This window comes from Thermostichus sp. OS-CIW-20 (genome assembly GCF_054061455.1).
The window spans coordinates 40,125-64,781 of sequence record NZ_JBSSEF010000001.1 but is presented as its reverse complement, the minus strand read 5'-3'; the positions used below and the strand labels follow the sequence as shown (position 1 = coordinate 64,781).

At 62.6% G+C, this 24,657-nt stretch carries 22 protein-coding genes; 13 read left to right on the top strand and 9 right to left on the bottom strand.

Annotation, left to right across the window (positions count from 1 at the left end):
• Window positions 1-211: 211 nt before the first annotated feature.
• The 3 genes from ACVWXC_RS00270 to ACVWXC_RS00260 all read right to left on the bottom strand — a co-directional run bounded on the left by ACVWXC_RS00270 (window position 212) and on the right by ACVWXC_RS00260 (window position 1,538).
• Window positions 212-688, bottom strand: coding sequence for a photosystem I reaction center protein subunit XI (locus tag ACVWXC_RS00270; RefSeq protein ID WP_011429203.1), 477 nt, complete (start codon window positions 686-688; stop codon window positions 212-214).
• 125 nt (window positions 689-813) lie between these two features.
• Window positions 814-933 (bottom strand): photosystem I reaction center subunit IX, encoded by a 120-nt coding sequence (locus ACVWXC_RS00265; protein ID WP_011429204.1) that lies wholly within the window; start codon window positions 931-933, stop codon window positions 814-816.
• A gap of 59 nt (window positions 934-992) precedes the next feature.
• Window positions 993-1,538, bottom strand: a complete 546-nt coding sequence (locus tag ACVWXC_RS00260) for a photosystem I reaction center subunit III (RefSeq protein WP_011429205.1) — start codon at window positions 1,536-1,538, stop codon at window positions 993-995.
• Window positions 1,539-1,704: 166 nt separating this feature from the next.
• Here ACVWXC_RS00260 and tsaD point away from each other — a divergent pair, with 166 nt between their 5' ends.
• Entirely contained in the window at window positions 1,705-2,805 is a 1,101-nt protein-coding gene (gene tsaD / locus ACVWXC_RS00255) for a tRNA (adenosine(37)-N6)-threonylcarbamoyltransferase complex transferase subunit TsaD (RefSeq protein WP_457391575.1), read from the top strand.
• Here the strand turns inward: tsaD and mnmG are convergent.
• On the bottom strand, window positions 2,769-4,700 hold the full coding sequence (gene mnmG / locus ACVWXC_RS00250; RefSeq protein WP_414401911.1) for a tRNA uridine-5-carboxymethylaminomethyl(34) synthesis enzyme MnmG: 1,932 nt from the start codon (window positions 4,698-4,700) through the stop codon (window positions 2,769-2,771). The two genes, tsaD and mnmG, sit on opposite strands and share 37 nt — an antisense overlap.
• A 295-nt stretch (window positions 4,701-4,995) precedes the next feature.
• Here mnmG and thrC point away from each other — a divergent pair, with 295 nt between their 5' ends.
• From thrC to ACVWXC_RS00220, 6 genes are all read left to right on the top strand, one after another.
• Window positions 4,996-6,336: a threonine synthase gene (thrC, locus tag ACVWXC_RS00245; RefSeq protein WP_457391572.1), complete on the top strand. Its 1,341-nt coding sequence runs from the start codon at window positions 4,996-4,998 to the stop codon at window positions 6,334-6,336.
• Window positions 6,337-6,429: 93 nt separating this feature from the next.
• Window positions 6,430-6,954 (top strand): fasciclin domain-containing protein, encoded by a 525-nt coding sequence (locus tag ACVWXC_RS00240; RefSeq protein ID WP_099812536.1) that lies wholly within the window; start codon window positions 6,430-6,432, stop codon window positions 6,952-6,954.
• Window positions 6,955-6,990: 36 nt separating this feature from the next.
• Window positions 6,991-7,266, top strand: a complete 276-nt coding sequence (locus ACVWXC_RS00235) for a ubiquitin-like small modifier protein 1 (protein ID WP_011429210.1) — start codon at window positions 6,991-6,993, stop codon at window positions 7,264-7,266.
• Window positions 7,263-7,871, top strand: coding sequence for a DNA-3-methyladenine glycosylase (locus ACVWXC_RS00230; protein WP_049749704.1), 609 nt, complete (start codon window positions 7,263-7,265; stop codon window positions 7,869-7,871). Before ACVWXC_RS00235 ends, ACVWXC_RS00230 begins: the two co-directional genes overlap by 4 nt.
• Before the next feature lie 16 nt (window positions 7,872-7,887).
• Window positions 7,888-9,156: a peptidase C39 family protein gene (locus ACVWXC_RS00225; RefSeq protein ID WP_457391568.1), complete on the top strand. Its 1,269-nt coding sequence runs from the start codon at window positions 7,888-7,890 to the stop codon at window positions 9,154-9,156.
• A 371-nt stretch (window positions 9,157-9,527) separates the two neighbouring features.
• A complete protein-coding gene (locus ACVWXC_RS00220) occupies window positions 9,528-11,429 on the top strand; it encodes an NHL repeat-containing protein (RefSeq protein ID WP_457391566.1) in 1,902 nt (633 codons plus the stop codon).
• On the opposite strand, the gene ACVWXC_RS00215 is transcribed toward ACVWXC_RS00220, so the two are convergent.
• The 3 genes from ACVWXC_RS00215 to petP all read right to left on the bottom strand — a co-directional run bounded on the left by ACVWXC_RS00215 (window position 11,426) and on the right by petP (window position 13,692).
• A complete protein-coding gene (locus tag ACVWXC_RS00215) occupies window positions 11,426-12,892 on the bottom strand; it encodes a DASH family cryptochrome (RefSeq protein ID WP_457391564.1) in 1,467 nt (488 codons plus the stop codon). The genes ACVWXC_RS00220 and ACVWXC_RS00215 overlap by 4 nt on opposite strands.
• 1 nt (window position 12,893) lies before the next feature.
• Entirely contained in the window at window positions 12,894-13,223 is a 330-nt protein-coding gene (locus tag ACVWXC_RS00210) for an HU family DNA-binding protein (RefSeq protein ID WP_240527754.1), read from the bottom strand.
• A gap of 241 nt (window positions 13,224-13,464) precedes the next feature.
• Window positions 13,465-13,692, bottom strand: coding sequence for a cytochrome b6f subunit PetP (petP, locus tag ACVWXC_RS00205; RefSeq protein ID WP_240527287.1), 228 nt, complete (start codon window positions 13,690-13,692; stop codon window positions 13,465-13,467).
• 143 nt (window positions 13,693-13,835) lie between these two features.
• Between petP and ACVWXC_RS00200 the strand changes: the two genes are divergently transcribed.
• Window positions 13,836-14,279, top strand: coding sequence for an ATP-binding protein (locus tag ACVWXC_RS00200; protein WP_099834683.1), 444 nt, complete (start codon window positions 13,836-13,838; stop codon window positions 14,277-14,279).
• A gap of 10 nt (window positions 14,280-14,289) precedes the next feature.
• Here the strand turns inward: ACVWXC_RS00200 and ACVWXC_RS00195 are convergent, their stop codons facing one another.
• Window positions 14,290-16,077 (bottom strand): DUF3352 domain-containing protein, encoded by a 1,788-nt coding sequence (locus ACVWXC_RS00195; protein ID WP_457391561.1) that lies wholly within the window; start codon window positions 16,075-16,077, stop codon window positions 14,290-14,292.
• Between the two features lie 96 nt (window positions 16,078-16,173).
• On the opposite strand from ACVWXC_RS00195, the gene pheT reads away from it, so the two are divergent.
• From pheT to ACVWXC_RS00180, 3 genes are all read left to right on the top strand, one after another.
• On the top strand, window positions 16,174-18,651 hold the full coding sequence (pheT, locus tag ACVWXC_RS00190; RefSeq protein WP_457391559.1) for a phenylalanine--tRNA ligase subunit beta: 2,478 nt from the start codon (window positions 16,174-16,176) through the stop codon (window positions 18,649-18,651).
• Window positions 18,652-18,854: 203 nt separating this feature from the next.
• Entirely contained in the window at window positions 18,855-19,793 is a 939-nt protein-coding gene (gene argB / locus ACVWXC_RS00185) for an acetylglutamate kinase (RefSeq protein WP_457391583.1), read from the top strand.
• A 441-nt stretch (window positions 19,794-20,234) separates the two neighbouring features.
• Complete coding sequence (locus ACVWXC_RS00180) at window positions 20,235-22,073, top strand: ABC transporter ATP-binding protein (protein WP_011429221.1); 1,839 nt, start codon at window positions 20,235-20,237, stop codon at window positions 22,071-22,073.
• Here the strand turns inward: ACVWXC_RS00180 and ACVWXC_RS00175 are convergent.
• The gene (locus ACVWXC_RS00175) at window positions 22,070-22,276 is read right to left on the bottom strand and encodes a hypothetical protein (RefSeq protein ID WP_041438058.1); all 207 of its coding nucleotides are present in this window, start codon (window positions 22,274-22,276) and stop codon (window positions 22,070-22,072) included. The genes ACVWXC_RS00180 and ACVWXC_RS00175 overlap by 4 nt on opposite strands.
• A gap of 176 nt (window positions 22,277-22,452) precedes the next feature.
• Here ACVWXC_RS00175 and ACVWXC_RS00170 point away from each other — a divergent pair, with 176 nt between their 5' ends.
• On the top strand, window positions 22,453-22,824 hold the full coding sequence (locus ACVWXC_RS00170; RefSeq protein ID WP_099812529.1) for a hypothetical protein: 372 nt from the start codon (window positions 22,453-22,455) through the stop codon (window positions 22,822-22,824).
• A 190-nt stretch (window positions 22,825-23,014) separates the two neighbouring features.
• Window positions 23,015-24,526, top strand: a complete 1,512-nt coding sequence (ycf46, locus tag ACVWXC_RS00165; protein ID WP_011429223.1) for a stress-responsive protein Ycf46 — start codon at window positions 23,015-23,017, stop codon at window positions 24,524-24,526.
• Window positions 24,527-24,657 lie beyond the last annotated feature (131 nt).

The following is a 24,657-nucleotide window of genomic DNA, read 5'->3' as shown; positions in this document are numbered from 1 at the left end:
GATCACAAAGACGCTGCAAGCCTTGAAAAGCCAGCTGAAACCCCGTCAAGAAGCTGGAGAGCAAAATCCAGGGAAGCTGTGGGCAAGCGGGCCGGCATCAACGCGAAAAGCTGGAAAGCAGAGCCCATCTGGCCAAGCCGCCGCTCAGCAGAGGATGGAGAGACTCGCAAGGCCGTCCAAGACAAGGGGATGGATGGAGAGGGGAAGCCGCTTAACCAAAATTGGGAAACAACAGATCTCCATTGAGCAGAAGCAGGTAGGCGACGATTGCCCCGCCCATGCCCCCTACCAAAAAGCCGGCGGCCAGTTCGCTCCAAGATTGGGATCCCTGCACCGGCCCGTCGTTACGCTGCGGGGAGACGGTGCCGTAGAGAGAGAGAGCTGCCGTCATGATTAAGATCAGGCCACAGGCTCCCAGGAAACCGCTCAGCAGGCCGATGGGCTCGCTGCGCAGCGGCCCCAGCTTGGCAAAAGGCCCCACCAACCAATAGCCGTGGGCCATGCCAATTTCCAAACCCCGCCAAATGGAGCTCAATCCCGGCCGGTTGATGGGCAACCAGTCTATCAACAGACGGACAACAGGCGCGTGGTTGATCGGCGTCCAGAAATCGCCAATCTGCGGATCCCCTTCCGGGACGGCGATATATCCCCTATTAGGAGAAACGGTATCGGCAGTGGGTTCAACCATGTCGGCAACTCTGGTTCCAGTGCAAAAAGGGTTAGAAAAACCTCAAATTCCAAAAAGTCTGGCTTAAAAGACCAGGGATCCCTGTGGGTGTTGCTGGCGCGGCTGGGGATCCCTGGCTTGCGAGTTCAGAACGTCAAAATGTCGGGGAAGAAGCGGTTGATCTCGATGAACAGCGCAAAAACGAAGCTGGAAAACAAGATAAAGGCCACTGGAGCCGTGGTGAGAAACTTGGTGAAATCAGACATACATACCTCTCAAGTTGGATGGGTGAAGCTAAGCCAAAAGCCGAGGAGAAGCCCCTTCTTCAGCGAGGAGAGATGGGCACGGCCTCTTCCGGCTCCTGAATTTCGCCGCTGGCAATTTCCTTGAAAGCAGCGGCAGGCCAGGCCAAAGCCGTGAGGAAACAGCGCAGCGCCAAGGGGACGTCGATGATGCTTTCTTTCATCTCCGGCTCGTCGCTATTCCGGACAGCAATCAGATAGGAGCGCCCAGCCCAGCCCAGCCAGCCGGCGATGTAGAGGAAAAGCAGGCCAGGGATGAGAAACTCGCCTGCATGGCTCCAGCGGCCATCGGTAACCAGGTGGGGCAAGCCTTCTTCGCCACAGAGCAGCTTGCTGTAGCGCTCAAAGCGCTTCTCGGTTTGGGCCAACTTTTGCTGGTAGAGAGGAGCCAGGTTAGGGCTGGCATTGAGGATCTTCTCTTCGAGGCTGCTCAGCCGTTCGTTCATCAGGGCCTGAAAAGCGGGAACTTCGCTGCAAGGCTTCAGACCGATCAAGGGCTCTGCCTGCACAGCCTGGGCGAGGCCAAGCGCCAGGCAAAGGGCTAAAAGGAGACTCAAAAGGGTTCGCATAGCAGGATGTGTCCTTAAGCTAGGGGTCTAGGTCTGTTAAATGTGCAGGAATGCTAAGTGCAGCAACGGGCACTAAACGGTTAGTATCATACTCCCGAGTACCTCGCTCCAACGGATTGCGAGTTTTAGCTCACACAATTCTTAAGGAAACTCCCGCCTTTCCTCTATGCCCCGCCTCCTCGCCATTGAAACCAGTTGTGATGAAACAGCTGTGGCTGTGGTGGAGGCAGATGCGGCCTGGCCGACCTTTGCCCCACGGCAGCTCAGCTCTGTGGTGGCTAGCCAGATCGACCTCCATGCAGCCTACGGGGGCGTGGTGCCGGAGGTGGCTGCCCGCCGCCATGTGGAAACTCTGCCCTTTGTGCTGGAGTCCGCCCTGCAGCAGGCTGGGCTGGGCATGGCCGAGGTGGATGCTGTTGCCGTCACCTGTGCGCCGGGCCTGGTGGGATCCTTACTGGTGGGGCTGATGGCGGCCAAGACCTTGGCGCTGCTCTACAACAAACCTTTGATCGGGGTGCACCACCTGGAGGGCCACCTGTTCAGCGGCTTTTTGGCAGCAGCCGACTTGCGTCCCCCCTGCCTGGGCCTTTTGGTTTCAGGAGGCCACACCAGCCTGATCTGGATGAAGGACTACGGGGAGTACCAGACGATGGGCCGCACCCGCGACGACGCCGCCGGCGAAGCCTTTGACAAGGTGGCGCGGCTGTTGGGGCTGGGCTATCCGGGCGGGCCCCAGATCGACCGCTGGGCGCAACAAGGGGATCCCGATCGCTTCCCTTTGCCCGAGGGCAAACTGGATCACCCCTACGACACCAGCTTCAGCGGCCTGAAGACAGCGGTGCTGCGCCTGGTCCAACAGTTGCAGCAGGAAGGCCAGGAGCTGCCTGTGGCCGATATTGCCGCCAGCTTTCAGGCCTGCCTCACCCGCGTGCTCACAGAAAAAGCCGTGGCCTGTGCCGAGGCGCTGGGCCTCTCGACGCTGCTGGTTACAGGGGGGGTGGCCGCCAACCGGGAGCTGCGCGCTCGCCTTCTGGAAGCGGGTCAGCAAAAGGGCCTTCGGGTGGTGATCCCGCCCCCAAACCTCTGTACCGACAACGCCGCCATGATTGGGGCAGCTGGCCTTTGCCACTGGCTGCGGGGAGAGACCTCGCCCCTGGAGCTGGGGGTGGCCTCGCGCCTGACCCTGGAAGAGATCCCTGCCCTCTACGGCCAGGGGAGCGGCGGCTGCGGTCAGGCCCCGACGGGAGCTGCAGCAGCCGTCTTCTGACGTTGTCTCACCTCTAGGTAGATGAGCAGGGCATTGATGTCGGCGGGGTTGACGCCGCCAATGCGGGCCGCCTGGCCCACGGTCAGAGGCCGGACTGCCGCCAGTTTCTCCCGCGACTCTTTGGAGAGGGTGGGGATGGAGTGGTAGTCCAGATCGGGGGGCAGGGGGCGGTGGTACTGCTTGCTCACCTGCTCGATTTGGCTCTGTTGCCGCTGGATGTAGCCGCTGTATTTGACAGCAATTTCTGCTGCCTCCTGCTCAAAGGGATCCAGCTCCTCATTTCCCAACCCCAGCTCCAGCAGGTCGGCGTAGTGGATCGGGTTGCGGCGCAGGAGCTCGGCCAAGGTGGCGGATCCTTTGATCCCCTGGCCGGTCAGTTGGCTGAGGTGGATCCCGGCGGGGTCGTGGGCCTTGACCCGCTGGGTTTCTAGGCGCTCGATCTCGGCGGCAATGCGGGCCTGCTTGGCCTGGAAGAGGGCCCAGCGGCGGTCGTCGATGAGGCCCCATTCCCGCCCCAGGGGGGTGAGGCGTTGGTCGGCGTTGTCGGCGCGTAGGATAAGGCGGTATTCGGAGCGGCTGGTGAGCATGCGGTAGGGCTCCCGCAGCTCTTTGGTACAAAGGTCGTCGATGAGGGTGCCGATGTAGCTGGACTCCCGCGGCAGGGTTACCAGCGGCTTCCCCTGCACCAGGCGGGCGGCGTTGATCCCGGCGATCAGACCCTGGGCTGCTGCCTCTTCGTAGCCGGTGGTGCCGTTAATTTGGCCGGCACAGAACAGCCCCTGCACCTTCTTGGTCATCAGGGTGGGGTAGAGCTGGGTGGCCGGCAGATAGTCGTATTCCACGGCGTAGGCAGGCCGCAGCATGACGCACCGCTCCAGGCCGGGCAGGGAGCGCAGCATCTGGATCTGGATCTTTTCTGGCATCCCCGTCGAGAACCCCTGGATGTAGAGCTCCGGCAGATCCCGCCCCTCTGGCTCAATAAAAATTTGATGGCTTTCCTTGTCGGCAAAGCGGACGATCTTGTCTTCGATGCTGGGGCAGTAGCGGGGCCCCTTGGCCTCCACCCAGCCGCCGTAGACCGGCGTCTCGTGGAGGTTTTCGCGGATGATGCGGTGGGTCTCCGGCGTGGTGCGGGTGAGATAGCAGTCCATCTGCTCCCGCGGCACCCACACCTCCGGGTCAAAGCTAAACCAGCGCAGGTCGGGATCCCCTGGCTGCCGCTCCATCACGGAAAAATCGACGCTGCGGCGATCCACACGGGCAGGGGTGCCCGTCTTCAGCCGACCTGTCTCAAAGCCCAGTTGGCGCAGGGTGTCGGTCAGGCCTTCGACGGCAAATTCCCCCGCTCTGCCAGCAGGCTGCCAGTGGCGGCCAATCCAGATGCGCCCTCCCAGAAAGGTGCCCGTGGTCAGGATCACCGCCCCACAGCCGAAGACGCTGCCAAAATGGGTAACCACGCCCACCACCTCATCGTTGCGCCCCAGCACCAGGTCGGTGACAGTGCCCTCGCGGATGCTCAGATTGGGCTGGTTTTCCACCACCGAGCGCATTACCCGCGCGTACTCGCGTTTGTCGGTTTGCGCCCGCAAGGCCCATACCGCCGGCCCCCGCGAGCGGTTGAGCACCCGCTTTTGCAAATAGGTGCGGTCGGTAACTTTGCCCATCTCGCCGCCAAGGGCGTCGATTTCGTGCACCAGTTGCGACTTGGCCGGGCCCCCCACAGCGGGGTTACAGGGCTGCCAGGCGATCTTGTCCAGGTTCAACGTCAGCATCAAGGTATTACAGCCCAGCCGCGCTGCCGCCAGGGCCGCTTCACAGCCAGCGTGTCCCCCACCCACGACGATCACGTCGTAGTGGTCGAGAAAGTCCACGTTGTCCCGTCCAACTTTGAGCATAGGATCGCCTCCGCGGAATACCGGGATCCCCTATCCCAATTAGGTTGTTACAGCTTGTTTCTCCAGTCTAGCGACGGATAGAGGGCTATCCCCAAATCTCGGCAAGAGAAAGCCAGACCTCCACCAGTCTGCCGCTCCGAGGTTGCCCAAACCGGCTAGGATCCCGCTCTCCCCAGCCGGATCTAATTCAGACTATTTTAGTCGGGTTTAGTTGACGGGGTCGATCGCGGGTGATAAGATTGCCCTCGACGACGGGTAAACAAGATCCAGCCCTTTCTCCTGTCTGAGGCTTCCTATGACCCAAACCCTTTCCCACCGCCCGCTCAGCCCTGCCGATTTGCCGCCCAGCTCGGCCTTGCGCACCCTCCAGGTGGGCTTTAGGCGCTTGCGCTGTCGGGAATGTGGGGCCGAGTATGAGCCGGTGGCCAAGCACGTGTGCGACCTGTGTTTTGGCCCCCTGGAAGTGGTCTATGACTACGACTGGCTCAAGAGCGTTGTCAGCCGGCAGAGCATCCAGGCCGGGCCGCTCTCCATCTGGCGCTACCGACCTTTCCTGCCGGTCCTTTCGGAGCGGCCCATCGATGTGGGCACCGGCATGACGCCGCTGGTGAAGGCGGAGCGGCTGGGCCGGCGGCTGGGGTTAAAAAACCTCTACCTCAAGAACGACGCCGTCAACATGCCCACCCTCAGCTTTAAGGATCGGGTGGTGTCGGTGGCCCTGACCCGCGCCAAGGAGCTGGGCTTTACCACCGTTTCCTGCGCCAGCACGGGCAACTTGGCCAACTCCACGGCTGCCATCGCCGCCCACGCCGGCCTGGACTGCACCATCTTCATCCCGGCGGATCTGGAGGCGGGCAAGGTGCTGGGATCCCTCATCTACAATCCCACCGTCATGGCCGTGGAGGGCAACTACGACCAGGTCAACCGCCTCTGCGCCGAGGTGGCGGATCGCTATGGCTGGGGCTTTGTCAATATCAACCTGCGCCCCTACTACGCAGAAGGCTCGAAAACCTTAGCCTACGAGGTGGCGGAGCAACTGGGGTGGCAACTGCCGGATCAGGTAGTGATCCCGCTAGCGTCGGGATCCCTGTACACTAAGGTTTACAAAGGTTTTCAGGAGTTCGTGAAGGTGGGCCTGGTGGCAGAAAAGCCGGTTATTTTCCACGGCGCCCAGGCCCGGGGCTGTGCGCCCATCGCCCAGGCCTTCCGCGAGGGGCGGGATTTTGTTACTCCGGTTAAGCCGAACACCATCGCCAAGTCTATTGCCATCGGCAACCCTGCCGACGGCATCTACGCCCTGGAGATTGCCCGCAAAACCGGCGGCCAGATCGAGACGGCCACGGATCCCGAGATCGTGGCCGGCATCAAGCTCTTGGCCGAGACCGAGGGCATCTTCACCGAGACGGCTGGCGGCACCACCATTGCCGTGCTCAAACGCCTGGCCGAATCGGGCCAGCTTGATCCTGAGGCGGTTACGGTAGCCTATATTACCGGCAATGGCTTGAAAACCCAGGAGGCGGTGCAGGCGCACGTGGGCCATCCGCTGGTGATCTCGCCCAAGCTGGAGAGCTTTGAACAGGCATTGGAGCGCGCCCGCACTCTGGAGCGGCTGGACTGGCAGGAGGCTTCGGTTTGAAGCGAGAGGGATCCCCCTGGGCTCTTAACGGCGTCTTAATGAAGAACTGTTACGATCCCTGGCACAGACCCACTCGCTCAGGAGCTCTGCACCATGCCTATCCTCCGTTCTGTCCGTCACTTTGCGCGTCGCTGCTTGCCGGTGGCAGTGGCGGTGTTGACCCCCCTTGCTTTGGCTCCCACGGCTCGGCCTCAGGGGCTGAACACCATTGCCGTTGAGCTGGAAACTTTGCCCAGCAGCTACTCGACGTTGGCGACGGCTTTGCGGGCGGCGGGGCTGAACACGGCGTTGGCGGGGCCGGGGCCGTTCACGGTCTTTGCCCCTTCCGATGTGGCCTTTGGGCAACTGCCGCCGGGCACCGTGGAGACGTTGTTGCAGCCGGCCAATCGGGATCAGCTCACCCGCATCCTCACCTATCATGTGGTGCCGGGGCGGATTACCTCGTTTGACCTGCGGCCTGGCCAATCGGCCACTCTGACCACCTTGGCGGGGCTGCCGCTGCGGGTGCAGGTGGGAGCCGATGGCAGCATCCGGGTCAACGGGGCCAATGTGAACTTGGCGGATATTCCGGTTTCCAACGGGGTGATTCACGGCATTGACGGGGTGCTGCTACCCTAGTCTTCTAAGGTTGGTCGCTGGACGAAGCATTGGCTTATGGCAGTCAAGGTGTTAATTCCCACCACGCTGCGGGTGCTCACCCGGGATCAGGAGGTGGTAAGTTGCGAGGGATCCACCGTTCGGGAATTGCTGGAGGCCTTGGAGCAGACCTATCCGGGCATCAAGGCGCGGCTGTGCGATGAAAAGGGGGAATTGCGCCGCTTTGTCAATCTCTATGTCAACAGCGAAGACATTCGCTTCCTCCAGGGATCGGACACGCCTCTACAGGATGGGGATGAGGTGAGCATCGTCCCTGCTGTTGCCGGGGGATGAAAGTTGCCGAGCCGGCTGTGGCTGCTTGGGAGTGGTTAAGCAAGCCGGCGCCGCTGGTGGCGCCTACGTTGCTGGGCATGGTGCTGGTGCGGCAATTTGCCGATGGGCTGCAGGTGCGGGCGCAGATTGTGGAAACGGAAGCCTACACCGCCGGCGATCCGGCATGCCACGCCTATCGCCGCAAGACCCGCCGCAACCAGGTGATGTTCGGGCCGCCCGGCCATCTCTACGTCTATCGCATCTACGGCCTCTACCACTGTCTCAACATCGTCACCGAGGCGGAAGGGATCGCGTCAGCGGTTTTGATCCGGGCAGCCCAGTTGGATTGCCTGCCGGAGTGGATCCCGGCGAACAAGCGCTTGAAACCGGCGCGGGTGGCGGCGGGGCCGGGCCTGCTCTGTCAGGCGTTGCGCATCGACGGATCCCACAATGGCTGGCGGCTGGAACCGGTGGCAGCCGGCCAGGAAGGCATTTGGCTAGAGGGATCCCCTGCTTGGGAGGCACAGTTCCCCATTGTCCAAACTACCCGCATCGGCATTACCCGCGGGGTAGAGCTTCCCTGGCGCTGGTACATTAAGGGGCATCCGGCGGTGTCGCACTATTAGTGGGGGCAAGCCGACAATGCTGCCGCAAGGCAAAGACTCCTGGCAAAGGCTGTCTGGGCTGGTCAGCGGCGTTGTGCTGCTCCTGCCCGCGTTGGCCCAGCCGGTTGCAACTTCTCCAGGACTCTTGACAATGCAAGCCCAGCGCCACTCCCCCTATCGCACCAGGTTGCAGCGCTGGCATGCCCCCCAAGGTTTTCAGGGCTGGTCAGCCCGCGGGATCCGGCTGAACGCCCAAGGGCAATTGGTCTTAGATCCAGAGAGCTGGCGGCAAGAAGTCAGCCTTGAGGAGCCGCAGTCGCCATTGCGCGGACGTCCTTTTCATCCCCCCGGCAGCTATTGGGTGGGAGAAGCCATCAGCCCGGAAGTTCCCGCCAGCTTTCCTCTGGTGGAAGCAATCGTCTCCTGGAATGCCACCACCCCTCCCGGCACCTGGCTAGAAGTGGAGATCCGGGCCAAGCTTGCGGGTCGCTGGACGAAGTGGTATCACGCCGGCGTGTGGGCTGCCGATCCGCCCACCCTGGCCAGCCACTCCGTGCGCGGGCAGGAAGACGCAGATGGCAACCTGCACACGGACTTGTTGGTGATCAAGGATACCCACAACGGGGCAGAGGCTTTCCAAGTCAGGGTGCGCCTGTTCACGCAAGAGGCGGGCCGCTCTCCCCTGGTGGATCAGGTGGCGGTTGCCTTTTCCAACCAGCCGGCCCAGCCCGACCGCCTCTCCCCTGGGGATCCCAGCCGCTGGGGCCAGGTCTTGGAGCTGCCCTTGTGTTCCCAAATGGTCTATGCCGACGGGGGAGCAGCTTGGTGCAGCCCCACTGCCTTGGCGATGGTGATGGCCTACTGGCAGCGGGATCCCCCCCCCTGTGAGCCGTTGGTGCGCGCCGCGGCGGCCGGGGTGTACGACCGGGTTTACCAGGGCCACGGCAACTGGGCCTTCAACGTGGCTCATGCCGCCGAGCGGGGTTTGGCCGGCGTGGTGGCGCGGCTGCAGAGCCTGGCCCAGGCAGAAGCCTGGATCGCGGCCGGCGTGCCGGCTATCCTCAGCTATGCCTGGGGCGAGGGCGAGCTGGAGGGGGCGCCGATCCCCAAAAGCAACGGCCATCTGGCGGTGCTGGTGGGGTTCGACCGCCAAGGGGATCCCATCCTCCACGATCCGGCGGCCAAGACCAACGAAGAAGTTCGCCGCACCTACCGCCGCGACCAGCTAGAGCCTTTGTGGTTGGCCCACTCCGGGGGTACCGTCTATTTGATCTATCCGCGAGGGTGGCCAATTCCGGACCCATAGGTTAGCCCTGGCCTTCCACCGGGCTGGAGGCTTCTGCTCGAAGAGGCTGGGATATCGAGCGCACAAAAACGAACATGGCTTGGCGAGCATCCGATTGCCATCTGGCTTTTCGACGGGGATTTGAGTAAGGATATTAAGAAGTGAGGAGTGCAACTCACCCTTGGGTGAGACGGCTTAAGCATGGATAGGGTTAGGGTTCAAGGCCTGCGAGGCTGGCTGAGGGGTTTCCCTATGCCGAGCAGGCGGTGGGGCGCGGCTGTCCGCAGAAAAAGTAGCGGGGCAATTTCTGCCGGCTTTTACGTGAGTTGCTATCGACATGGAGGTTTGGGTTCCCGCCGCTTCCCAGTTTGTGGGAGAGGATGAGCTGCATCATGCCACGACGGGCTTCCCCTGCACCGCTATCTTTGCCGGCGCTGAGTGCTCTGGTGCTGGCCCTCTCGGCCTGCGGCGAGCTCTCTTCCTCTAATTTGTCTCCCAGCGTCGTTTCCCCCTCTGCCCTGCAGCCGGTTTCCACCCCAACTCCCCTCGCCCCCGCCGCTCTCACACTCGAACAGGCCCGCCAATCGGGTTTGGCGGTGCCCAACAACCGCATCGTCCTGCTCCTCCAGGAACAAGGATCCGATCTGGTGGCCCAGCTCCCTGCCTCCGAGGTGGATCGCTGGCTGGCTCGTACCCCCACCTGGCCGGGGGTGGAGGGGATCGATCTCAGCATTACCCTGGGCAGCTATCGCCAGACCGCCAACGCGCCCCTGCGCCTAGGGCAGCCGGCCACCTTCACTTTTACCAACCCACCTGCCGGGGAAGCGGAGCTCAGCGCCATTGCCTACCGGGGATCCACCACCTTGGCACAAGGAAAGGGATCCCTGACTCTTTCTGCCCGCTCTGGAAGCGCTGACAGCAGCAGTCGCCGCCTGAGCCTGCTGGTGCTCTCCGAGGTGGAAGTGCCGCTGCTGCACGCAGGGGCAGGGGTGCCGGCGCCTGGCCAGCCGTTGTTGCTGTCGGGGGAAAATCTGGAGCGGGTGGAAAGCGTTCTTTTTGCCTCAGCCGCCAATCCGGAGCGCATCCTGAGGGGGGAAATTCGCTCGCGCAGCCGCAACAGTCTGACGGTGATGCCGCCAGCCTCTCTTTCCGGCACTGTTTGGGTGGCCGTTGCCGATGCTGCAGGGCAGGGGTTGGGAACCCTGGTTTACGAGTGGCCGGCCCCTACCCCCTCACCCACCCCTACTGCGGCAGCAGCCTCAGCCTGGCGGGTGGAGACCTTGCTGCATGGCCGCACCTCCTCGGCAGTTAACCCCGGGAACAGCGCCTCCGATAGCGGCGGCGAGTCCAGACTCTCCCTCGGACAGATCGGCGGCATTGCCGTCGACCCGGAAGGATTCTTTTACTTAGCTGACCCGGCCCAGCACCGGATTTTTCGGCTTTCTCCCGAAGGGGAACTGGAGGTGTGGGCGGGCAGTGGCAAGGCCGGCCATCGAGACGGAGCAGCGGATCAGGCGCAGTTCGACTCTCCCCAGGGGCTGCTCTGGGATCCCAAGGGAGGATTGTGGGTGGCCGACAGCGGCAACCATTGCCTGCGCTACATCAGCCGACAGCGGCGGGTGAGCACCTTTGCCGGCACTTGTGCAGCCGGCCACCGAGATGGAGAGCGCGACGAGGCGCAGTTTCGCGAACCCTTTGGCCTGGCCCTGGGTCTGGACGGCAGCCTTTACGTGGCCGATCGCGCCAACCGCCGCATCCGCCGCATCACTCCCACGGGCAAGGTGACGACGGCCGCTGGCACCGGCCAGCCGGGATCCGCGGATGGGCCGGCAGACCAAGCCCAGCTTCTGGAGCCGACAGCTCTGGCAGTGGACAAGGCGGGTAACCTCTGGATTGCCGATAGGCATCGCCTGCGCCGGCTCTCTGCCGACGGACACCTGACCACCCTCTCCCAGGCGGAAGCAGGCTACCGCGATGGCCCTCTGGCGGAGGCCCGTTTTCAAACCCTTGCGGGGCTGGCTTTCGACAGTGCGGGGGTCCTCTGGCTGACTGACCAAGACAACCGCCGCATTCGCCGTCTTCAGCCCAGCGGGCAGGTCTCTACCCTGGCCGGGGGGGATGAGCCGGGCTGGCAGGATGGCCCGGTGGTCTCAGCTCGCTTCCAGCGGCCTGGCTCTCTACTTGCCTTGCCAGACGGCAGCTTGGTGGTGGTGGATGCTGGCCTGCCTGGCTTGCGGCGTCTTAGCCGCGTCGTCCCCCAGCCCGCCACTCCCGTTTCGAGGGGATCCCCCTAGCCGCGGCGGTAGCGGGCCAGGGCCGCTTCGTAAGCCCGCCGACTGGCCTGCAGGGACTTTTCCAGATCCACCACGGGGCGGGGATAGTCCACCCCTAGCCGCACGCCAAACTGCTTTTGCTCGGCGGCGCTGAGGCGGTAGGGCTCGTGGATCTTGTCCCCCGGGATTCCGGCCAGCTCCGGCAGCCAGTGGCGTAAGTAGTGGCCCTGGGGATCGTAGTCGCGGGATTGCTTGGGAATGTGGAAGTAGCGAAAGCCGCGGGCATCGTTGCCCACGCCGGCGGTGTAGTTCCAGTTGCCGTAGTTGCTGGCCACGTCGTAGTCAATCAGCAGCGACTCAAACCATTCCGCCCCCAGACGCCAGTCGATCCCCAGGTTTTTGGTGAGGAAGCTGGCCACATTCTGCCGCCCGCGGTTGGACATGAAGCCGGTGGCGGCCAGCTCCCGCATGTTGGCGTCCACCAGGGGGTAGCCGGTCTCGCCGCGGCACCAAGCCTGGAAGCGATCCCCGTCCTGCTGCCAAGGGATGGGGATCCCCTGGATCCCTGCGGGGCGAAACAGCTTGGCCCCATGCTTGGCCAAGATGAAGCGAAAGTAGTCCCGCCACAGCAGCTCAAACACCAGCCAGTAGGTGGATTCGTTGCGCACCCGCTCCTCCTCGTAGCGCTTGACTTCGGCGTAGACAACGCGAGGGGAGATGCAGCCCAACGCCAACCAGGCAGAAAGGCGCGAGCTGTCGTTGGGATCCAGCATGCCGTTGCGGGTTTCTTTGTAGACGCGCAGCCGGTCCAGATCCCAGATATAGGTCTGCAGGCGCGCCTGGGCAGCGGTGCTGCCGCCGGTATAGACAAAGCGGGCGCGGGGATCCGGCGGCGGCAAGCTCAACCCCAGCGCCGCCAGGGTGGGCAGGGGGCCAGGATCTAGCCCCGGCGGCAGGGGCGGCAGGGAAGGGATGGGCAGGGGAGCGCGAACTTCGGCCTTGGCTTCCACCTGCTGGCGAAAGCGGGTAAACACCTCCGGCAGGTCTGCCAGGGCAAAGGGGAGATCTTCGGGGTGGTAGAGGGTGTGACCCCAGTCCAGATGGAGCCGGATCCCCAAGGGCTGCAGCGCTTGCTGCAGGGCCTCAGCAACCGCCTCCTCCTCGGTGCCCACCTCTTCGTGGGCATAGACGGCCTCCACCCCCCACTCCCGCGCCAGGGCCGGGATCACCTGCTCCGGCTGGCCTTGGCGAATGACTAGGTCAGAGCCGCGGGCCCGGAGCTGCTGCCGCAGGTCGGCCAGGCTCTCCAGCAGGAACTGGGCGCGGAAAGAGCCGGTCTTGGGAAAGCCAAAGGCCGTCTGTCCAAAGTGGCGCGGATCTAGGCAATAGAGGGGAATGAGGAGAGATCCCTGCTGGCAAGCCCGCGTCAGCGGCTGGTGATCTAGCAGGCGCAAATCGGTGCGAAACCAGAGCAAAACGGCCATTCTAGACGGATGCCAGCGCTTCCGCTTCTTCTTGGGGATCCCTCCTGGGTCGCCCCAGTTCCGGGCTGGGGACGAAATGGGGCACCTGGGCAGCGGGGATGTGGATGGGGGCCTTGGTGCGCGGGTGATAGGTTTGCCGGGCCGGGCGGTAGCGCAACGAGAAGGTGCCAAAGCGCGCCAGCCGCACCGATCCTCCTTCCGCCAGACATTGGCTGATGCTGTCTAGCATTGCCTCCAGAGCAGCGGCAGCCATTTTGACGGTCAGGCCATCCACCTGGGCGGCCATCTGGCGGGCCAGCAAACGACGATTCAAATGGGGAAGAGAAGCCACGACCACTTATCCAGACAACGGCAACGGGACAACAGCGGCCCTGAGCTTGATGCTCCCAACCTGATATGGCGAGAACTCCATCGGAAAAGAGAACGGCATCTCCCAGGCCGGCTACCTGAAGCTGAAATGTAGGCTTGAGGAAACTGAGAGCTGGGGCGGCCACCTTGCGGCAACTTACACGCAGAGAGGATCCGACACCGCAACTGCCACTAATCCACTGTCTAGCCGGTAGCCAGACTGCTCAACTCGGCTCATCCTTGGCGTGGCCGGAATCGACCACTTCCAGCTCGCTCTCGAAAAACCAGTGCCGGGAGCGATCGGGAAATTCCAAAATGTAGCCGATGCCACTGCCATCGACCACCCGCCGTGCCAGCACCACAGCCTCCTTGCCCACCAGCGCGCTCACCTCTTCTTGTCCGCGATCCTGAATAGAGCGCACCCTAACCTTATCCCCAACTTTGATCACCATAGTCGATCAGGGTAACCGCGAAGAGCTTTACCACTCAAGATGGTACGCCAAAAAGGATCCCTGCCGGAATCTGGCCCGACCGGGCTGAGGCCAACGGGGATTGGCTAGGATGGAAAAAGAGCGTTGTGCCCCCGACTGCCCCTGTGATTGCCCTCTCCCTCAAGCCAGCCCACTGCTCCTGGAGCGTTATCAGCTTTCCCTCCACCCTCTATACCCAGCCGGTTCTGGATTTGTTGATTGCCAAAGTTCCCCCCCCCTGGAGGGCGGAGGTGCGTTTGGGCCTGCAAGAGGCGATCATCAATGCCGTTCGCCACGGCAATGGCCTGGATCCCAACAAGAGGGTGATCGTCGAATACGCCAGCTCCGAGCCGTTTTATCAGTGGCTGGTGCGGGATCAGGGATCCGGCTTTCGTCCCCAGGAGGAGCTAAACCGCTGCCGCTGCGGCATCCTGGAAACGGAAGAGTCAGGGCGGGGAATGCTCCTGCTCACCCAAATTTTCGACTTTGTGCAGTGGAACGAGACGGGCAACCAGCTCTACTTGGGCAAGTACATTCACCCCGGCTGCCGGGATCCCTGGATAGTTTGACGGGCTCCACTCAGTACCACTGCCAAAATAGCTTGCCCCTCTGGAGGAGCCAGTGCCCCCGATCCGGATAGGGAGCCTCGGACAGCGTCAGGGCAGTGGTGGCGAAGGCCAGGCGCGTGGACGACCAGCGGGATCCCTGCAGTTGGGGCAGCCAAGTTTCCGGTAGAACCCCCAGGGATCCGTACCCATAGCCCAGGTTGCGGTGGGGCAGGGGGGCCACCAGGCTGCGCCAGGCGCGGCTGGCGCTCAAGGGAGGATCCGCCAGGGCCGCTTCCAAAGCCGCCAAAGAAGAAGCCAGGTAGGAGTAGCCTTCCCGGTCGGTGTGGTACACCTGGGCCGAGAGAGGCGATGCTTCCGGGATGGCGGGCAGGGCTTGGGGAAGAGCCTCTGCCGCCTGCACCCGGGGAGAGCCTCCCCTGCCGCTGACCTGCAGCAGCCCACCGGCCAAGAGGGGGATGTCTTCTCGCGGCGTGGAGTGGCTTGGCTGGGGTTGCGGCTGGGCCGCCGGCTTGCTCCAGACAGTGGCGGTGCCATGCTTAGTTGCAATCGACACCACCTGCCAGCCCTGGGCGATTGCCCGCTCATCCAGCGTTGGCGCATCCGGCCTCTTGCCAACCCACAGCCAGGCCAGTTCCCCATCCGTGGGCAAAAAGGCAAGGGCGAACTCTCCCCTTTCCGGCAACAAGTGCTGCCAGTCCAGCTCCACCTGCAATTGCAACTGCTGCAGCCATTGGCCGGGATCCAGCCGCAGGCCGAAGAGGCTCAGGGGTTGCATCCGCCCCAAGCTCTGCCAAAGGTTGGCCCAGTTCTGTCCGGAAATTAGCGCTAGCGTCTCGTCGGGCAGATGCCGAATAACCTGCGGATGAAAAGCTTCTACCGTCGGCAAAGCGAACTCAGCAGGCGTATGCCAAAGGGCGGCAGTTTCGGCCACCAACCCCCGAAAGTTGACCCCCAGCCCCAGCCCCACTGCCTGCAACGCCAGAGCGTCGGGAGAGGGCGATTCCGGATTTTGCCAGAAAGCCCAACCCACATGCGCCTCCTGTAGCGGCTGGATCACCTGCCGAAACTGCGGCTTGCTCACCAACGACAACTGCGGCAACTGCCACGCATCGATGGCGGCGCGAATGGCAGCAGCCTGTTCTGCCAGCAGCACATAGCGCTCGCCGAAAAGGGCTGCCGTGAACCCCTGCAACTCCGGAAGCGGGCTGGACACCACCTGAATGCCCTTGTAGGTATCCACCTGCACTGGCAAGCCGGCCAAGCTCTGCCGCTCCCACAACAGGTTCAGCTCGAATTGGGCAAGCGCCGCGTCGCGAGTTTCCAAGGCAACCAAGGTGCCCCACTCCGGCAAGCTGGCCAAGAGGGTGCTTTTCCCCAGCCAGGGCTGCACCTCCCGCTCGAAATTCAGGGCTCCCCCGGCCAGCATGGCTCCCAACCAGCCCGGGCCTGCGCCGGAGAAAAACTTCCGCCACTGCTGACGAGTGGCGCGTCGCTGGGAAGCGGGGGTTGCCGCTTGCCAAAATGCCTGCAAATCCTCGAGAGGGGCGGCCAGCAGCAACAGCGCCTGGGTGGAACGGGGAGCTAGGCCCACAATCGGCGGCAGCGCCGGGCGAGATAGCAACAAAGCCAGAGGGCTTTGGGTGAGCAGCCAGGTGATAGCCCACACCACCAGGGCAGCCAGAAGGCCCAGACCGATCAGGATCCCGCGCAAGAGTTGCCGTTGTCCCATACCCACATCCACAGCCTGAAAGACGCGCCGTCTTGCCTCGATGCCAGTACCTCGGCACGGCGTAACCATCTTACCTGCGAGGGGAAGTTTGCGCGCCTTGCTTGCCTTTGGCCCGAACTCGGAGTGAGCGATAATGGGTGCGGCGTTTGCAGCGATGGCTCAGCGATGCGCATTTCCTTGAAGTGGCTGCGGGAATTGGTGGACTTTGAGCTTTCCCCGGAAGAATTGGCAGAAGCCCTCACTCTGGTGGGGTTTGAGGTGGAGGAGATTGAAGATCGCCGCAGTTGGGCAGAAGGGGTGGTGCTGGGCAGGATCCTAGCCGCCGAGCCCCATCCCAATGCTGACAAGCTGCGCGTTTGCCAGGTGGACTTGGGATCTGAGCAACCGGCCACCATCGTCTGCGGAGCGGCCAACGCCCGCGCCGGCTTGCTGGTTCCTGTGGCCACGCCGGGCACTCATCTGCCCGCTGTGAACCTGACCATTGCCAAAGCGGAGAAACGGGGAGTGCTCTCGGAAGGCATGATCTGCTCTTTGGCCGAGCTGGGGCTGGAGAGGGCTTCGGAAGGGATCCACGAATTTCCGCCTGATTTGGATCTCAAGGCCCACCCGCTGGGGTCTGACGCCCGCCCGCTGCTAGGCCTGGACGATGTGGTGTTGGATCTCACTTCCACCGCCAACCGCGCCGATGCTCTGAGCATGGTGGGGATCGCCCGCGAGGTGGCCGCCCTCACCCGCAACCCGCTGCGCCTGCCGCCGGTTCAGCCCCTACAGGCCAAGCCCATCCCCAACTTCAACCTGCGCATTGCCGACGCCAAGGCCTGCCCCGCCTACAGTGGCGTGTTGATCGAGGGAGTGAAGGTCGGCCCTTCTCCCGACTGGCTCAAGCATCGCCTGGCCGCCGCTGGCATGCGCTCCATCAACAATGTTGTCGATGTTACCAACTTGATCTTGCTGGAATGGGGCCAGCCCCTGCACGCCTTCGATTGGGATCGCCTGCTGCAGGTCATAGGCAAGAAGAAGCCCACTATTGAGGTGCGCTTTGCCCAGGCGGGAGAAACCCTGAAAACCCTGGACGGCCAAACCCGCACCTTGCACCCTGAAAGCCATCTCATCGTGGCCGGCGGCCAGCCGGTAGCCCTAGCAGGTGTGATGGGGGGAGAAGAGACAGAAGTGAGCTCGGCCACCACCAGCATTTTTTTGGAGGCCGCCCTCTTCGACCCGGTGGTGACGCGCCGCTCGGCCCGCTCGCAGGGACTGCGCACGGAAGCCTCGGCCCGCTATGAGCGGGGGGTTAATTTTGCCACCCTCGACCTGGCGCGGGATCGGGCGGTGCAGTTGATTTTGGAGCTGGCGGGAGGATCGGTGGTTGGCCTCACCAACTTTGACCAACGGCCACCGCTGGAGCGGACGCTGAAGCTGCGGCTGTCGCGCCTCATCGACGTGTTGGGGGAAGAGGTGCGGCCAGAGGATGTGGAGGAGATCTTGCCGGCCTTGGGCTTTCAGCTTTCCCGCTGTCAGGCAGTTGCCCCGGAGGCTCCCCCCCTCCCTGCTACGGAGACAGCAGGCGTGGCCGGCTGCGTTTGGCAGGTGTCTGTTCCCCCCTACCGCCTGCGGGATGTCGAACGGGAGATCGACTTGATTGAGGAATTTGCCCGTCTCTACGGCTACGACCGCTTCTCGGAAACCCTGCCCACGGAGCCGCAGGTGGGATCCCTCTCTGCACGGGAAACTTTGACCCGGCAAATTCGCGAGGTGATGCGGGGCATCGGCCTGACGGAGGTGTACCACATCTCCCTCTGTCCGGCAGAGGAGGACAGCTCCTTGGTCAAAATCGCCAATCCGCTTTCCCCCGAGTACTCCGCTGTGCGCAAGGCGCTGTTGCCGGGCTTGGTGGAGGCTTTTCGCTTCAACTGGGATCAGGGCAACGGCCCGCTGCAGGCTTTTGAGATTGGCCACGTCTTTGCCTATGCCCCTCCCTCCAGCCCTGAGCCCTATCAGGAGGCGGAGCACTTGGGCGGCATCCTGGGCGGGGACCTCAACCCCAATGACTGGCGGCACCACAACCGGCCCATGGACTGGTTTGAGGCCAAGGGGCTCTTGGTCTCGGCGCTGGAGCGGCTGGGGTTTACTTCTGAGTTTCGCCCGGATCCCCCTGAGGCGCAATCGCCGCTGTTGCACCCCGGTCGCCAGGCCGGCATCTGGATCGAGGGATCCCGCATTGGCCTATTTGGGCAGTTGCACCCCCGCCTTTGCCAGGAGAAGGATTTGCCGGAGGAGGTCTATGGGTTTGAGGTGGATCTGGATCCCTTGTTGGCCAGCCTGGAGAAGCGGGGCCTAGTGCAATTTTCCCCCTTTTCGCCTTTTCCGGCCTCGGATCGGGATATCGCCTTCTTTGCGCCGCTGGAGCTGTCGGTGGCAGACATCGAGAAAGTAATCCGCCAGGCGGCAGGCCCTCTGCTGCAGTCGGTACAGCTTTTCGACGAGTACCGCGGCCAAGGGGTACCGCCGGGGCAGCGCAGCCTCGCCTTCCGACTGGTGTACCGCGCTCCGGATCGCACCCTCACCGATGCCGAGGTGGAAGCTGCGCAAAACCAGGTGAGGGCGCAGCTAGAAAAACACTTTCCCGTTACCCTGCGCAGCTAATGGCTTGCTGTTTTTGGCAGTGGCCGGCGAGCGCCTTGCTGTTTGGCAAAGAGAGGGGCTGCCGCTTGCAAAAAACCTAACCCGGAGCCCGACGTTTGTCTGCAGGCAATATTACGATCTTCTGGGTCAAGGTTTCGTGTTGTGAGGGACGTCCGGCAGTGCAGACCAACGCTTCTCTCCCCGCGGCGACCGGTTCGCAGGCTGTGGCCTGTGATCCCCTGACGCGGGCGCAGATCCTCATCGAGGCTCTGCCCTACATCCAGCAGTACCAGGGCCGTGTCATTGTCATCAAGTACGGGGGCGCCGCCATGGTGCACCAGGAGCGGCGGGCCGAGGTGCTGCGGGATATTGTTTTTCTGGCCTGTGTCGGCATTCGGCCGGTGCTGGTGCATGGCGGGGGGCCGGAGATCAACAGTTGGCTCCAGAAGCTGGACATCCCCTTCAAGTTTGTGGACGGCCTGCGGGTGACCGATGCGGCCACCATGGAGGTGGTGGAGATGGTGCTGGTGGGCAAAGTCAACAAACAGATCGTGCAGCTCATCAGCCTGGCCGGCGGCTCGGCGGTGGGGCTGTGCGGGCGGGACGGCAATTTGATTCGAGCCCGCTCCCAGGGCCGGGCGGAAATCGGCTTTGTGGGGGAAGTCAGCAGCATCAACCCCCAGTTGGTGCAAACTCTGTTGGAGGGCGGCCAGATCCCGGTGATCTCCAGCGTGGCCGCCGACGAGACAGGCCAAGCCTACAACATCAACGCCGATACTGTGGCGGGAGAGCTGGCGGCCTCTCTGGGGGCAGAAAAGCTGATCCTTCTCACCGACACCCCTGGCATTCTCAGAGACCCTGAGGATCCCAGCTCCCTGATTACGCTCCTGGATATCGAGACGGCCCGCCAGCTTATCCAGACAGGGGTGGTCAGAGGGGGCATGATCCCCAAGGTGCAGTGTTGCATTCGCGCTCTAGCGCAGGGGGTGCGGGCTGCCCACATTCTGGACGGGGGATCCCCCCACTCTCTGTTGTTGGAGCTACTGACCGATGCCGGGGTGGGCACTAAGCTGATCCCCTCTCAGTTTTCTGCCCAGTTGCGGGAGCAGAGCATGCCTCTAACCCCCAAAACCCTGAACTTTGCTGAATTTACTGAGCTTTAGGCGGTTTGGCAAAAGTCATTGAGAGGGATATAGTAGACCAAGTTTCCCCCTGATCCTTGAGTCCACCGCAACGGTTGCCGGGAAGTGAAGGGGGAAAGCGCTCGGGGGGTATTCCTCAGGGCTTTGCGGGATACCGCCTTCCTGCTCAGAGATAGGCAGGATGCGATCGCTTCTTTCCTGAACCATGTTCAGGAGAGTTCAGCGTGAATGTATCAGCAACGGCTTCCGCTAAGGCTTGTCTTCTAGGCCTCTTTGAAACCTGCCCCGGCAGGCCCTGAAACTGCCGGTTTTCCATCTGTCCCCTAGCAACAAGCGGCGCCCCCAACCCCCCTCTCCCAGAGGGAGAGGGGACGGGGGTGAGGGCCAAGCCTCATCAGGGAGAGAGCTTAGAGTAGATCAGGGCTCTCCATGAGTCGTCTTCATCTTTTTGGGTGTAAGTCCGTGAGCCTTGCCACCTCTTCCCCCGATGCCGATTTGAGTAGGGATCCCCGCAGCGACTGGCGGCTGCTGCGGCTGCTCTGGCCCTATGCCCGTCGGCACCTGAAGCTGTTGTTGGCGGCCTTGGCCTTTTTGCCGCCCCTGGCCCTAGCCGATGCGGTGCAGCCGTTGATCCTGCAGCGGGCCCTGGACGGCCCCATCGCCCAAGCGCTTGCCCAAGGCGACAGTGGGATCCTCGCCGGCCTCTGGCCCTACGCGGGCCTGTTGATCCTCACCCTGCTGGCCCGCTGGGTTTTTCAGGCCCTGGAAGGGTATAGCAGCCAGAAGCTGGGGCAGTTGATGACCCGCGACATCCGCAACGATCTCTTCGCCCACGTGCTGGCCCTGCCGGCCCAATTTTTCGATCGCACCCCGGTGGGCAAGTTGATCACCCGCATCACCAGCGATGTGGAGGCCTTGGGAGATGTGTTTTCCACCGGCGCGGTCGGCATCGTCAGCGACCTCTTTACCCTGCTGGTAATCGGGGTGGTGATGCTCAGCCAGCGCTGGGATCTGGGCCTGCTGCTGATCCTCATCGTCCTGCCAGCCAGCGCTGTAGTGGTCGAGCTGCAGCGCCGCTTTCGCGATGCCAACTTTCGCGTGCGGGAAGAGCTCTCTAAGCTCAACGCCTGGATCCAGGAAAACGTCTTGGGCATTGCCGTGGTGCAACTGTTTCGGCGGGAGCGGCTCAACAGCGAGATTTTTCAAACCATCAACCGCCGCTACATCCAAGAGGTGGATCAGACCATCCTCTACGACGCTGCCCTTTCCGCCGTTTTGGAGTGGGTTGCCTGGCTGGCGGTGGCCGCTCTCCTCTGGGTGGGCGGGCAGCAGGTGCTGGCAGCCGGCAGGGGGGAGTGGCTGGGATCCCTGCCCCGAGAACCTCTCACCTTCGGCAGCCTCTACGCCTTCATCCTCTTTTCCCAGCGCTTTTTCAACCCGCTGCGCCAGTTGGCGGAAAAGTTTACCGCCCTGCAGGCGGGGTTCACCGCCGTGGAACGCATCGACCACATCCTCCGCCTGCCCGTCGCCATCCGGGATCCCGTCAGCCCCCGCCACCTGCCCCCAACCGCCAAAGGAGAGGTGCAGTTCGAGCATGTTTGGTTTGCCTACAACCCCGGCGAGTGGGTGCTCAAAGACCTCAGCTTCACCATCCGCCCCGGCGAAAAGGTCGCCCTCGTGGGGCCCACCGGCGCTGGCAAAAGCTCCATCATTCGCCTACTTTGCCGCCTTTACGAAGTAACTCGCGGCTGCATCCGCATCGACGGCGTGGACATTCGCCACCTGCCTCAGGCCGAGCTGCACCGTCACCTGGGCGTGATCCTGCAAGATGGATTCTTGTTCTCTGGAGATATCCAGCAAAACATCACTCTAGGAGAGGAGGGCGAGCTGGCAGAAGTGGAGCGGGTGGCCCGTCAACTCCACCTGCACGAGCTCATCCGCGATCTGCCCCAGGGCTACGCCACCCCCGTGCGGGAGCGGGGCAGCAACCTCTCCAGCGGCCAAAAACAGCTCATCAGCTTTGTGCGGGCCCTGTGGCGGGATCCGAAAATCTTGGTCTTGGACGAGGCCACCGCCAGCCTAGATGTGGGCACCGAGGCCCTGATCCAATCCGCCCTGGAAACCCTGCTGCGGGATCGCACCGCCCTGATCATCGCCCACCGCCTCTCCACCATCCGCCACGTGGATCGCATCCTCGTGCTGCAGCGAGGGGAACTGAAAGAACAGGGATCCCACGCCGAGCTCATGGCCCTCAACGGGCTCTACGCCCACCTCTACCGGCTGCAAGATTTGGGCAGCTAGCGACCAGAACCAAAGCGAGACCGAAGCGCCCGCAGGGTGGTGAAGCTGGCATCCGCAAGCGCGATGCGGGCTTTGCAGAGGAGCAGATTGCCATTATCTAAAGCCGTGTCTTTCAGGCTGGCCAAACCGTCGCCGGCCTGCACCAGAAACCGACGGCTCCAGGTGGAGAAGTTTTTGCTGAAGGTGTTGATCAGGCGTTCCATGGGGACTGCTCGTTCCGCTTTGAGTCTCCTACTTAGCCTACTCCGCCGGCAAGCGATCTCCGCAAGCCTGAGCAATTCCCGAGAAAATTGTTACAGATTATTAAAAACTTGCTGTCAAGGCGGCAGACTAGCTATCATGAACCGCAAGTCCGGCATGCAACGAGAAACAGTTAGCCATGAGTCAGCGGCCAGAGGTTGTGGAAGGCGCAGAGGCCAAGCAAAAGGTGACGTTGTATCTCCCACCCGAGTTGCACCGGAATCTGAAGATTCGGGCTGCCGTGGAGCGGGAGCCGATGTCGGCAGTAGCGGAGAAGGCCCTCACCTTCTACCTGCTTCACCCGGAGGTCATCGAAGGGGTGCAAGGCAGCGCCTACCGCGTCCACCGCTGCCCTGAGTGCGGCCATCCGTTTGTCATCCGCAATGGGGAGGTGGTTTCGCTTCACCAGCAGTCCGCTTCTGAAGCCATCCTCGAAGAGGTGGAGCCGGAATACTGGGGAGCGGCCTCGGCCTCCGAAGAGCAACGACAAGACGAGCTGGTGCCCTGCTAAGGCTTTTTGCGCTGTTTCAAAGGTATGCCTCTTTGTGAGCTTGAGCAGACAGGAGGGGTATAAAACAAGGGTTAGTAAAGAGCAAGTCAGGATATCTCAAGTACTTTGAAGACAGGCAAACTCCAGACGCCGTTTTCCTTCCTTTCTGTCGGTTTCGCTTAGATTTCCCTCCGCGCAGTTGGTGTTTCCCATGCAAGAGCTCAGCATTCTCATCCAAGCTCAATACCCACTGCTCTACCTGGTCACTCCAGAGGAAGAACGGGCGGAGGCAGCTCTGGCGGCGATCGCTCGCACCCTCAAGCCGCAGCGGCGCCTGTTTGTCTGGACGGTTACCCACGGCATTGTTGAATACGGCAACCCCCGCAGCCTCACCCAGCACAACACCCAATCCCCCCAGCCGGCTATTCAGTGGGTGATGGAGCAAAAAGATCCCGCCATCTGCGTCTTCAAAGATCTGCACGACTTTTTGGACAACACCGAAGTCAAACGCTGGCTGCGCGATGCCATCGCCAGCTTGAAGGGATCCCACAAAACCATCTTGCTGATGTCGCCGGTGCAGGTAATTCCCGTCGAGCTGGAAAAAGACATTTGCGTGGTGGACTTTCCCTTGCCGGACATGGCCACCCTGGAGCGCACCCTCAACCGGCAGTTGGAGCAGCTTCCCCGCGGCGGATCCCTGAGCCCTGAGGCGCGGGAAAAGCTGGTCAAGGCAGCCCTTGGCCTAACGCAAGACGAGGCGGAAAAAGTTTACCGCAAGGCGGTGGTGATGCACGGCCGCCTCAGCGAGGCAGAGGTGGATATCATCCTCTCTGAGAAAAAGCAGCTGATCCGGCGCAACGGCATCCTCGAATTCATCGAAGAAGACGAGACCATCGACGCCGTCGGCGGCCTAGAGGAGTTAAAGCGCTGGCTGCTGCAGCGCTCTGAGGCCTTTACCGAGCGGGCCCGCGCCTATGGCTTGCCTCAGCCCAAGGGACTCTTGATTCTGGGCGTACCTGGCTGTGGTAAGTCCTTGATCGCCAAGACCACCGCCCGCCTCTGGGGCCTGCCGCTGCTGCGCCTGGATATGGGCCGGGTCTACGATGGCTCTATGGTCGGCAAGTCGGAGGCCAACCTGCGCAGCGCCCTGCGCACTGCTGAATCGCTGGCGCCGGCCATCCTTTTTATCGACGAGCTGGACAAAGCCTTCGCCGGAGCGGCAGGTTCCAGCGACTCCGACGGCGGCACCTCCAGTCGTATCTTTGGCTCCTTTCTCACTTGGATGCAGGAGAAGCGCTCGCCGGTGTTTGTCATGGCCACGGCCAACCGCGTGGATCGCCTGCCGGGCGAATTCCTGCGCAAAGGCCGTTTTGACGAGATTTTCTTCGTGGATCTGCCCAACATTAACGAGCGCATGGAGATTTTCCGGATCCACCTGAAGAAGCGGCGGCGCGACATCAGCCGCTTTGATCTGCGCCAGCTAGCCGCCGCCTGCGAGGGCTTCTCCGGCGCGGAGATCGAACAAGTTTTGATTGCTGCCATGTACGAAGCGTTTGCCCAGAACCGCGAATTTACCCAACTGGACATTTTGGCAGCAACGAAAGCAACTCAACCGCTATCTCGCACCATGACGGAGCAAGTGGTAGCGTTGAGGGAATGGGCCCAGCAGCGGGCTCGGCCTGCAGCAGCCTCTGTAGCCGAGTACCAGCGGCTGGAGTTCTAGCAGGGGGGTGAAAGGCCAGAATCGCCTTGGCAGAGGCAGAGACGGCTAAAGCTCAACCTTCCCCGCTAGGCGTTGCCCATTGTTTGTGTTGATGTTCCAACCCCTACACATACACAAAGGAGAGAAACACC

What these genes read in the sequence shown, in the direction of transcription:
- tsaD (WP_457391575.1), top strand. Translation starts at nt 1,705, where the DNA reads ATGCCCCGCCTCCTCGCCATTGAAACCAGTTGTGATGAAACAGCTGTG.
- ACVWXC_RS00170 (WP_099812529.1), top strand. Translation starts at nt 22,453, where the DNA reads ATGAGTCAGCGGCCAGAGGTTGTGGAAGGCGCAGAGGCCAAGCAAAAG.
- ACVWXC_RS00265 (WP_011429204.1), bottom strand. Translation starts at nt 933, where the DNA reads ATGTCTGATTTCACCAAGTTTCTCACCACGGCTCCAGTGGCCTTTATC.
- ACVWXC_RS00260 (WP_011429205.1), bottom strand. Translation starts at nt 1,538, where the DNA reads ATGCGAACCCTTTTGAGTCTCCTTTTAGCCCTTTGCCTGGCGCTTGGC.
- pheT (WP_457391559.1), top strand. Translation starts at nt 16,174, where the DNA reads ATGCGCATTTCCTTGAAGTGGCTGCGGGAATTGGTGGACTTTGAGCTT.
- ACVWXC_RS00235 (WP_011429210.1), top strand. Translation starts at nt 6,991, where the DNA reads ATGGCAGTCAAGGTGTTAATTCCCACCACGCTGCGGGTGCTCACCCGG.
- ACVWXC_RS00195 (WP_457391561.1), bottom strand. Translation starts at nt 16,077, where the DNA reads ATGGTTACGCCGTGCCGAGGTACTGGCATCGAGGCAAGACGGCGCGTC.
- petP (WP_240527287.1), bottom strand. Translation starts at nt 13,692, where the DNA reads ATGGTGATCAAAGTTGGGGATAAGGTTAGGGTGCGCTCTATTCAGGAT.
- ACVWXC_RS00225 (WP_457391568.1), top strand. Translation starts at nt 7,888, where the DNA reads ATGCTGCCGCAAGGCAAAGACTCCTGGCAAAGGCTGTCTGGGCTGGTC.
- ACVWXC_RS00270 (WP_011429203.1), bottom strand. Translation starts at nt 688, where the DNA reads ATGGTTGAACCCACTGCCGATACCGTTTCTCCTAATAGGGGATATATC.
- ACVWXC_RS00240 (WP_099812536.1), top strand. Translation starts at nt 6,430, where the DNA reads ATGCCTATCCTCCGTTCTGTCCGTCACTTTGCGCGTCGCTGCTTGCCG.
- ycf46 (WP_011429223.1), top strand. Translation starts at nt 23,015, where the DNA reads ATGCAAGAGCTCAGCATTCTCATCCAAGCTCAATACCCACTGCTCTAC.
- ACVWXC_RS00220 (WP_457391566.1), top strand. Translation starts at nt 9,528, where the DNA reads ATGCCACGACGGGCTTCCCCTGCACCGCTATCTTTGCCGGCGCTGAGT.
- ACVWXC_RS00230 (WP_049749704.1), top strand. Translation starts at nt 7,263, where the DNA reads ATGAAAGTTGCCGAGCCGGCTGTGGCTGCTTGGGAGTGGTTAAGCAAG.
- ACVWXC_RS00215 (WP_457391564.1), bottom strand. Translation starts at nt 12,892, where the DNA reads ATGGCCGTTTTGCTCTGGTTTCGCACCGATTTGCGCCTGCTAGATCAC.
- thrC (WP_457391572.1), top strand. Translation starts at nt 4,996, where the DNA reads ATGACCCAAACCCTTTCCCACCGCCCGCTCAGCCCTGCCGATTTGCCG.
- mnmG (WP_414401911.1), bottom strand. Translation starts at nt 4,700, where the DNA reads ATGCTCAAAGTTGGACGGGACAACGTGGACTTTCTCGACCACTACGAC.
- ACVWXC_RS00175 (WP_041438058.1), bottom strand. Translation starts at nt 22,276, where the DNA reads ATGGAACGCCTGATCAACACCTTCAGCAAAAACTTCTCCACCTGGAGC.